A 9,568-nucleotide genomic window follows, 5' to 3' on the forward strand; every position below is an offset into this window, starting at 1 on the left:
GCTGTGAGCAATCTCTTACTTTTTGCCAAAGCCCGACTGCTTAAGGGTATAACCGGCGCTGTTCTGCCAGGCATCCAGTCCGCTGCGGTTGTTGCCCGCCACCAGGCTGGCCGCCAGACTCGGGCTGTTGAACAACTGATCGACGGTGAAGATAAAGCCCCCTTCGCTGCGGGGCACCAGGATCCCCTTCTCCAGCAACTCCAGACGCAGCTCGATCACCGCCTCGCGCAGGGAGGCCGCATCCTCGCCATTGGCGGTAGAACCCGCCAGCACCATGAAGCCGGGATTTGGCCGCTTGCCCACCGGATAACCGTGCGCCTCGGCTCCCTTGCCGTTGAAGTGGTAGAGATCGCGCTCCCCCGGTTTGTTGTCGGAGAGCGCCTTTTGCAGGGTCATCAGCTCGTTGTAGATCTCGATGGGGACCACGGCAGCCTGCTTGTTGCCTTTGCTGTCGATGATAAAACTGACTTGCTTGTGTAACATCCTTGCGCATCCTGTGACCCATTGAAGCCACTATTCTAACCAGCTCGGGCGAGCGGGATCCAGCGAGGATCTGCACCTCTTTTGCCGCCTTGATCACTAACTGGCACTCTCGTCCAGGGATGCAAGGAGCGTGATCATTAGGCAGGGTAGCCACGTACATGGCATGATGAAAGCCATTGGCCATCAACCGGTTATTCCATGCTGATCCTGCGTAATCTCGGCAAGTGCTTCGATAACGGCAGCGAACGGCTGCCACTGTTCCAGCATCTTGAGCTCGCCCTCCCTGCCGGCGAGATCATCCTGTTACTGGGTCAGAGCGGCTGCGGCAAGTCGACCCTGCTTAACCTGATCGCCGGCCTGCTGGCCCCCGACGAAGGGGAGATCTGGCTGGGGCAGACCCGTCTTGACAACCTGTCGCCGGACGAGCGGGCCCGTCTGCGAGGCCAGCATTTCGGCATCGTCTATCAGGATTTCAATCTGCTGCCGACCCTGACGGTGGGCGAAAACCTCGCCCTACCGCTCGCCATCAACGGCCTGCCACGGGATGAGGCCAGAATTGACCAACTGCTGCAACAGCTCGATATGACCCACAAGCGCCACGCCTGGCCGGAGCAGCTCTCCGGTGGCCAGCGCCAGCGGGTGGCGCTGGCCCGCGCCCTCATTCACCAGCCCCGCTGGCTGCTGGCGGACGAGCCCACCGGCAGCCTCGATGAACACAATGCCAAACAGGTGATGGCACTGATGATGGCGGCGGTGCGCAATACCGGCGCAGGGCTGCTGCTGGTGAGCCACAACCCCGCCTATGGCGCGCTTGCGGATCGGGTGCTACGCCTCGAAGGGGGCCAACTGGTCGAGCTCAAGGGGCCCTGCCATGACTGACCCCCGCCACCGAGCCATGCCGGATTGAGACAGATGTTGCCACTGCTGGCGCTGCTGCGCCTCTATCGCCGCCATCCCTGGCTGCTCTTGATGAGTCTGGCCGGCCTCACCTTGGGGATCTCGCTGGTGGTGGCCATCGAGCTCCTCAACCACAGTGCCCGCACCAACTTCGTCGCCGCCCGCAGCCAGCTTGCAGGAGAGGCCAACTACCGGCTGGCCCCCACCGGCGGGCTCGATGAGCAGGTCTACGTCCGGCTGGTGCGCAGCCAGCCCGCCCTTGAGGCCATACCCCAGCTGCACGCCTGGATCAAGGATGAACAGGGACGCAGCTTTCAGCTGCTGGGGATGGATCTCTTCAACCCCGGCCCCCTGCGCCAGCTGTTAGGGGCCTCTGAAGAGCGCGAGCCTGCCTTTTCCCTCAACCGCGCCGACAGCGTCTGGCTGGCGGCCCCCGAGGCAAGCCGGCTCGGCTGGCTGCCGGGCCAGAGCCGGCGCTTCGTGCCTGATGGCAGCGCAGGATCGCCACCCCACCCACTGACCCTCACCCTCGCTGGCACCTTCGAGCCCGGCGCCATGCCCATGGAGCGGCTGCTGGTGACCGACATCGGCCTTGCCCAACCGCTGCTTGGCAAGGAAGGGCGGCTCGATCGCATCGTCTTCAAGCTAAGCGAGGCACAGGCCACTTCCCTGCAGGCCGCACTGCGAGCCGACTTCCCCCATCAGCCACTCTGGCTCGAACCCGTCAGCCCGGCGCTGGATGCCAGCCAGCTTGGCGATGCCCTGGCCCTCAACCTCACGGCGCTCTCCCTGCTCGCCATGGCGGTGGGGCTGTTTCTGGTGTTCAACGCCCAGCGCTTCGTGCAGAGCGTGCGCCGCCCCCAACTGGCCCAGCTCATTATTCTGGGGATGGCGCCACATCGGCTGCTGCGCTGGCTCGCGCTGGAAATATTGATCCTCGCCTCCATCGGTACCCTGTTCGGGCTGCTGCTAGGGAGCCTCTTGGCACTTGCCCTGATGGGACAGCTCACCCAGGCACTGGCCGACCTCTATGGCCCCAATCCCATCGACCTGCTGCGCCTCTCTCCTGCAACCCTTGGCAAGGCGCTGGTGATCGGCCTGGTAGGGACGCTGGCCGCCAACCTGCCCGGTTGGTGGCAGTTGCTGTGCCAATCCCCCCTTGCGCTGCGCGATGGCAACAGCCACCCGCCTGCTCACCCCTGGCAACGTAGGGGGCTCGCCATCGCTATTCTGTTGCTCTGCGCTCTCTGTCTGTGGCGGCCAGAAACCGGCCTTGGCGGTGCCCTCTTTATCGCTGGCGGCTGGCTGCTGGCCATGGCACTCATCCTGCCCGATGCCCTGCGCGCCCTGCTGGGGCGGCTGCGCCGACGCGAGTCCAGCCCCCTCACCACTCGGCTCGGGGTGGCCGAAACCCTCTATCATCTGGATCGCACCGCCATCGCGGTGATGGCGCTGCAGCTGGCCATCGCCGCGGCCATCGGCATCGGGGTCATGGTGTCGAGCTTTCGCTCAAGCGTGGAGATCTGGCTCGGCCAACGCCTGGCTGCCGATCTCTATGTCACCTCCCCCAGAGGCGCGGCAGGCAGCAAGGGCACCCTCGGCGAGCAGACCCTAGCTACCCTGCTCGCCGCCCCCGGCGTGAACGCTGCCTCGCGCCGCTCGGTCCATCCCGCCCGCTGGCAGGGTCAACCCATCGAGTGGGTGCAGATGGATTTTATCCCCGAGCTCAAGGCCGCCTATCCGCTGCTGACCGGGCGCTGGCCCGCCACCCCAGACGAGGTGCTGGCGAGCGAACCCTTGACGGTACGCCTTGGGGTCAGAGTGGGACAGACCCTCGAGGTGAGCGGCGAACAGGGGCCACGACCGTTCACCGTGACCGGCGTCTATCAGGATTATGGCAGCGACAAGGGGCAAGTCATGCACGCCTTCGAAGGGGGCGCGGTGCAATCCCTCGCCCTCTTCAGCCACCAGCCTGATCTGCTGGCCGATCACCTGCGCGCCCGCCTTGGCGATCGCGTCAACCTGTTGCAGGCCCCCGCCATTCACGCCGCCGCCCTCAAGGTGTTCGACCAGACCTTTGTGGTGACCGAGCTACTAAAATTGCTGATCCTGGGGATCGCCTTCGTCGGCATCGGCTCGGCCTTTATGGTTCTGGGGCTGGCCCGCCGCGGCGAGTTGCAGACCTTGCAAAGCCTTGGCCTGAGCCCCCGCCACTGCCGCCGGTTGCTGGTGTGGCAGGGGGCGGGGTTGGGGCTGCTCACTGCGCTCTTGGCCCTGCCGGTGGGGTATGGCCTCGCCTGGGTGCTGATCGAGGTGGTCAACCCTCGCGCCTTTGGCTGGCGGCTCGCCTTCGAGGCGGCCCCGCAGCACGCCGTCATCGCGCTCTTGCTGGCGCCGGTGTGCGGCGCGCTCGCCTCCTGGTACGCCGCAAGGAGAGTGGTATGAAAAAAATCAAAACGTGGCCGCTGGTGCTGATCTGCATCCTGCAGAGCGCCGGGATCAGTGCCAGCGATCTGGGGGCCATCCTTGGCGGTGGCAGCGATCACTTCAAAAAGGCGCAGCCGGGCCAGCGCGTCATCCTGCCCGCCGATCACGCCACCCACCCCGACTACCGCTCCGAGTGGTGGTATCTCACCGGCAACCTCAAAGACGAGCAGGGGCGTCACTACGGTATGCAGTGGACCCTGTTCAGGCAAGGCATCGAGCGGGAGTTCAAGTCCAACAACCCCTGGCTTGTGCCCCAGCTCTGGCTGGCCCAGTTCGCCATCACTGACGTGAGCAAGGGGAGCCATCAGCAGGATGAGCGCACCAGCCGTCAGGGGCCGGGGCTGGCCGGCGCCAGTGGCGGCCACTATTGGCTGAAAGAGTGGATGCTCGCTTCCGAAGGAAAAGCCCTCTTTCCCGCCACCCTCAAGGTACAGAGCAAGGCGGGAGATCTCGCGCTCAGGGTCAGCGCCGCCAAGCCGGCGGTGCTGCAGGGCAACCATGGCTATAGCGAAAAGAGCCCGGGCAACGCCTCTTTTTACTACTCCTACCCGCGTCTGACACTCAGCGGCACCCTGACACGGGATGGGGAAACCCGCAACGTCACGGGCCAGGGCTGGTTTGATCACGAATGGAGCAGCTCGGTACTGGCAGAGTGGCAATCGGGGTGGGACTGGTTTTCGCTCCAATTGAACGATGGCCGCGAGCTGATGCTGTTTCGCCTGCGCACCAAGGCGGGCCGCTCCGAGCCGGAGAATCGCTACGGCATTCTCATTGAGCGCGACGGCAGCAGTCAGGTGCTGAGCCCGGAACAGATCCGCTTTATGCCGGACAAGAGCTGGCGCGGCCCCAAAGGCCAGCCCTACCCCGTCGAGTGGCGGCTCGAGGCGGCCGGGTTACAACTCACCATCCAAGCCCGCCAACCCAATCAGGCGATGAGCGGCCGCTTTGAGTACTGGGAAGGGGCGGTGACCGTCTCGGGAGAGGCGCAAGGTGTCGGCTATCTGGAGATGACCGGCTATTGAGCCAGGGGTGTGGCTGTTGATTGCAACGGGCATAAGTCGCCGTCAATACCCAGGGTTTTGTGACGGGGCAGAAAGCTATCGCGGAGGAATTGGTGTGGGCCAGTTTGTTGTCGCTGGTGCTGAATCTGTAGTGGTTCAGACACTGATGAACGATAACCTGTTGTCGCTCAAAGCAGCGAAGAGTGCCGTGACATGGTGATTACCGATATTGGAAGCTGTATAACCATGAGCATTGCAAATAATTTAACTATCAGCCAACCATTGCGAAGTCTCAGCAATCATTCGTTCTAGTGTGTGCTCAAGCAGACATATTTGTTCTTTTACACAGCCCTCCCGTTTGGCAATCTCTTGTAATGTAGCCGCCTCGGCTGCCAAGTCAACCAACCCCACCATGGCTGCAGCTCCTTTAATGCGATGTGCAAGTTGCACAATCGTCTCAAATTCAGTCTGCTCACTAGCCAAACGCAAATGTGCGTAATCGATACGGGCCGCCTCCAGAAAAATAGTTGCAATCTCTCGGCAATCATCCAGATCAGGGTATAAAGCATTTAAAAAAAATGGTTCATTCATTGTGCTGCAGTCCTACTATCGGGTTCTTTCAGGCGAGAGTTTACGTGGCATTTACTAATCACCAACTCACTCTTTATGATTATTTACAAAAACACAGGCTCGCTCGTAAATATCCTGATATTTGAGCTGCTCTAGTACATCCTCTGTAAGCATTTCGCGGATCACCAGATCAGAATGAGCGATCAACTTTCTGACACTATCGACACCAAATCCTGTAGGCCAAACAATCGATAATAACTTCATAATATTTAGCGATACCCGATACATATACGGCATTGCATCCTGAATTTTCAGGTAAATATCCATTGCTACTATAAAGCGCCTTTGCTGACATGCAAAATGAGCAGACTGATAAGCGCTTGCAATGAAGTTACTGCGCTCCTGATGTTTATCATTCAACCGTTTGAGCATCAGTAGCTGACTTTTACTAATAACATCAGATCCCAAAGTGACAATTTGGGTACCGGCATATTCCAAGTATTCCCGAAACTCTCTGTCTATCACCAACTCAGAAAGGAGACTACAGAGATGATAACGGGCGTAGAAGTCAATATCCTCCGCCATCGAGAGAGCACTCTTTAAAAGAGTCATCAGCGTAGGCAAATCATTATCAATTAATGCCAAGTGACAGGCTATGAGAGATAATTGGCAGCTAAGAGCATTGTTCGGTTCAAACTTGGACAACTGGCCGAGATGAGACTGGATTTCGTTTCTCAAACTTGCCATATCGCACTCATCGGGACAAACTGAAAGCTGCCAAACCAATCCCCTAACCCAGTTCATATGAGACACTAGCGTATCACGAAAGGTTTCACGATTTATCTCATGGTAAAACCGATATTTCATGGTCGCACTAGCATAATCCCCCTCAATCAAGCAGAGGTTAGCCAGCAGCAATTCACGCTCCGCATGTCCAGGCACTAGCTCAGATGCCATAGTCACATGACGGATTGCAGCAGGAATATCCTCCCGATAAAGCTCAAAACGGCTGACAGCATTGAGTGTTGCAACGCTAACTACTGGCTGAGCTAGCAAGCTGGCAAAACATTTTTCTGCCTCTTCATAATCTGCAATATCAACCAAGGTATTACATAAACCCAACTGAGCCCACTCGTAATTATTAGTGCACAATATTGACTCATATAAAACCTTGGCTTCTTCCGCCCTGGACAGATCCCGTAAAAACTGGCCTCTAAAGCGTTTGATAAGTGTATGATAAACAGGGTATTTGGCTTCAAGCTCATCACAAGCCTTCAAACCAGCTGTGGGATTTCGCTCTTGTTCAGCACTGTAGATAGGCAATAAAGAGTGCTTGCGTTTGATCGCTGTGCGCAATCTTTCATGCAAGTTTTTTTCGGTATAAGGCTTAAGGAGGTACTCATCAGGTTCCATTTCAATGATAGATCTGACGATTGGTCCTGAAGCCTCCCCTGTCACCATGATAAATACTGATCTCGGTGTCATCAGATGATAATAACTCAGCTCTTCGAATATCTGCTTACCATTGAGTCCACTACCGAAGTTGTAATCACAGATAATTATATCGTAAGCGCGATTACGAGCGAGATGCAGCGCGCTGCGCGCATCCTTAGCACTATGTATGTGATCATCAAGCAATCCCATCTTGCGAAGCATCACACGAAGTGTTGCCACCACAACAGGTGCGTCGTCTACAATCAAGGCATAAATATATTTATATATTGACATATTATCTCAATAACAAACCAAATTTCCAATATTTTTAGACACTTTGTTTTTTAAAATAGACAGAGCACAAATCTAATTATCATCTGACACCGCTTTCAAACCGACATTTTACATGTGCTACTTTAGTGCACACTTCCTTCGGTATCAAGCTCAATCCAGTGCCTCCACATTGAGCATGAGTGTTCGTTTTGTGAACAGGCTTTCTATGGCAACCGACATTCCGCACCTGATTGGGGATTTTTTTGGTTCTTCGCATTATCGCGGGAAAGAGAGGATTGACAGTCAGTGACTCTGGTAAATGGGTCGTCGCCACCCCCCCCCCCTGAGCCCTGCTGTCACCATGCATCCTATCGATCTTGCCACTTTTTGGCCAGGCTACGCTGTCGTAGCCAGCCACCAAGATACCAACAACACCCTCACGCACACGCTAGAGCCGCTCACCACTGAGCTTCCACGCTGCGGTCGCTGTCTTGAGCCAAGCCCCCTGACCCAGAGGTTGCGAACGTGGGTCGAGACCTTGCTGCAGATGCTACCGCTATGTCATATCAGTCGCCTCACCGGGCTGCACTGGTACACTATCAAGGCCATCGACAAGCGCCGCCTACAAGCCGGCGTGGTTGACTTCGATCCTGGAGGTGAAGCAGCACTGCCCTCAGGCCGAGGTGGTGTACGACCTGTTCCATGTCGTGGCCCGTTATGGTCGCGACGTGATTGACCGCATTCGGGTCGACCAGGCTAACGCACTGCGCCATGACAAGCCCGCCCGCAAGGTGGTGAAGCAGAGTCGTTGGCTGCTCCTGCGTAACCGGGACAATCTCAACGCTGGGCAGGTGGTGCAGTTGCAGGAGCTAATGGCCGCCAATCAGCCGCTGGCCACGGTTTACGTGCTCAAGGACGCCCTGAAAGAGATCTGGTATGCCCCGAGCGTGCGTGAAGGCTGGCGACGCTGGAGGAGTTGGTTACGGCATGCGCGGGACAGTGAAATGGCCCCGCAGCAGCGTTTTGCCCGCAACCTCAAACGCTACGCCAGAGGGATCCTCGCCAGTGCTCGCTTCCATATGCATACCAGCCTGCTGGAAGGGGTGAACAACCACATCAAGGTGATCAAGCGGATGGCCTATGGCTTCAGGGACTCGGACTACCTCTTCCTGAAAATCAAGGCGGCCTTCCCCGGAAAAGCGCGATGAACCTTTCATTTTGACAATTTAGGTTGTGAATCGACCTTATTGATCACATCCGACGCCTAAATAGCAGTATTCCATCAATTGTGATTGCTCAATTTACTGACTGCTGTCAGCTGACAGCTAGCTGACCGTTACAACTACTTATCTGACCATCACTGGCCTGCGACATAGGGGGACGCCGTTGGTGACCTTTCACACCCGCGACCAACAGGCCCAGTGACGAGGCGTGATTCGGATCACATCCATTAACTTAAATTACCTCCAATTGGCTAGATTAATCATACTTTGCTTTGGTTGATCAGTTTGGCCGTTCACGCTCGGCTGGAGCCCCCAGTGTTGGCCAACACCTCAAGGAGCATGGGATGAAACAACGTTTAATTTTCAGCGTACTGGCGGTGGCCGTCAGTACCGCACTGACTGGCTGTGGTGGCAGTGAGGGTGAGGGTGAGGGTGAGGAAAACGCGTCGCCCTCTTTTCTGCAAGCGACGGCTATCGATGGCTATCTCAGCAATGCGCTGGTGTGGCTCGATCTCGATCGTAACGGCGAACCAGACAGCGATGAACCTCAGGGTCGGACCGCTGCTGGCGGCAAAATCACGTTAGAGGTCAGCAACATTGATCAGCCTGAGCAGTTCCGTTTGATGGTTCGGGCGATCGCCGGGGAAACGGTGGATGAGGTGCGTGGCCCCGTGACCAAGACGTTCTCTCTCTCCGCGCCTCCCGGCGTCAATGAGGTCACTCCGCTCACGACCCTGGTTGACCTGAAGATGCAGCAAGATCCTGCGCTCGATCGGGACGGGGCGGTGGCGGCCATCGCCAGTGAGCTCGGGCTGCAGCCGGCGCAGATCCTGGCGGATTTTATCGCCTCCGGCGATATAGAGGCGCAAATCTATGCCATTAATCTGGCCGATCAGTTGCCTGATACCCTGCCTGATGACCCGGGCCAACTGTTGGATACCAGCAAGCAGATGGGTCAGGCGCTGGCTCAATATCTGCAGCAGAACCCCATCACGGCAGATACCGATCCCGACACCATCAATGTGGTGCAGGATGATCAGGGCAATCTGATCACCATTGCCGATCAGGATCGTGATGGCGTGAGTGATAACGATGATGCCTTCCCGCTCGATGCCACTGAATCCAAAGACAGCGATGGCGACAAGGTCGGCGACAACGCAGACGCCTTCCCGCTCGATGCCACTGAATCCAAAGACAGCG

Annotated in this window: 7 protein-coding genes and 2 pseudogenes; 6 read left to right on the forward strand and 3 right to left on the reverse strand. The window is 57.6% G+C overall.

What is annotated here, in order from left to right; all coding sequences use genetic code 11:
• Positions 1–15: 15 nt before the first annotated feature.
• Positions 16–483: a DUF4357 domain-containing protein gene (locus BN1125_RS14740; RefSeq protein WP_042013175.1), complete on the reverse strand. Its 468-nt coding sequence runs from the start codon at positions 481–483 to the stop codon at positions 16–18.
• 198 nt (positions 484–681) lie between these two features.
• On the opposite strand from BN1125_RS14740, the gene BN1125_RS14745 reads away from it, so the two are divergent.
• The 4 genes and pseudogenes from BN1125_RS14745 to BN1125_RS19140 form a co-directional block, all read left to right on the forward strand.
• Positions 682–1,362, forward strand: coding sequence for an ABC transporter ATP-binding protein (locus tag BN1125_RS14745; RefSeq protein WP_042013176.1), 681 nt, complete (start codon positions 682–684; stop codon positions 1,360–1,362).
• Positions 1,363–1,395: 33 nt separating this feature from the next.
• Complete coding sequence (locus tag BN1125_RS14750; protein WP_042013177.1) at positions 1,396–3,825, forward strand: ABC transporter permease; 2,430 nt, start codon at positions 1,396–1,398, stop codon at positions 3,823–3,825.
• A complete protein-coding gene (locus tag BN1125_RS14755; protein ID WP_042013178.1) occupies positions 3,822–4,889 on the forward strand; it encodes a lipocalin-like domain-containing protein in 1,068 nt (355 codons plus the stop codon). Before BN1125_RS14750 ends, BN1125_RS14755 begins: the two co-directional genes overlap by 4 nt.
• A 50-nt stretch (positions 4,890–4,939) precedes the next feature.
• Positions 4,940–5,085: pseudogene (locus tag BN1125_RS19140) on the forward strand (IS4 family transposase); the annotation flags it as partial.
• Positions 5,086–5,132: 47 nt separating this feature from the next.
• Here BN1125_RS19140 and BN1125_RS14760 read toward each other — a convergent pair.
• Together BN1125_RS14760 and BN1125_RS14765 are read right to left on the reverse strand one after the other, a co-directional pair.
• Positions 5,133–5,459: an Hpt domain-containing protein gene (locus tag BN1125_RS14760; RefSeq protein WP_042013179.1), complete on the reverse strand. Its 327-nt coding sequence runs from the start codon at positions 5,457–5,459 to the stop codon at positions 5,133–5,135.
• A 66-nt stretch (positions 5,460–5,525) separates the two neighbouring features.
• Positions 5,526–7,166 (reverse strand): response regulator, encoded by a 1,641-nt coding sequence (locus BN1125_RS14765; RefSeq protein ID WP_042013180.1) that lies wholly within the window; start codon positions 7,164–7,166, stop codon positions 5,526–5,528.
• A 340-nt stretch (positions 7,167–7,506) separates the two neighbouring features.
• Between BN1125_RS14765 and BN1125_RS14770 the strand changes: the two are divergent.
• Positions 7,507–8,353, forward strand: a pseudogene (locus BN1125_RS14770) (transposase).
• Between the two features lie 359 nt (positions 8,354–8,712).
• A partial coding sequence (locus BN1125_RS19275; protein WP_042013181.1) for a hypothetical protein occupies positions 8,713–9,568 on the forward strand: 856 nt, incomplete at its 3' end.

Source organism: Aeromonas fluvialis, from assembly GCF_000819885.1.
Taxonomy (GTDB): domain Bacteria; phylum Pseudomonadota; class Gammaproteobacteria; order Enterobacterales; family Aeromonadaceae; genus Aeromonas; species Aeromonas fluvialis.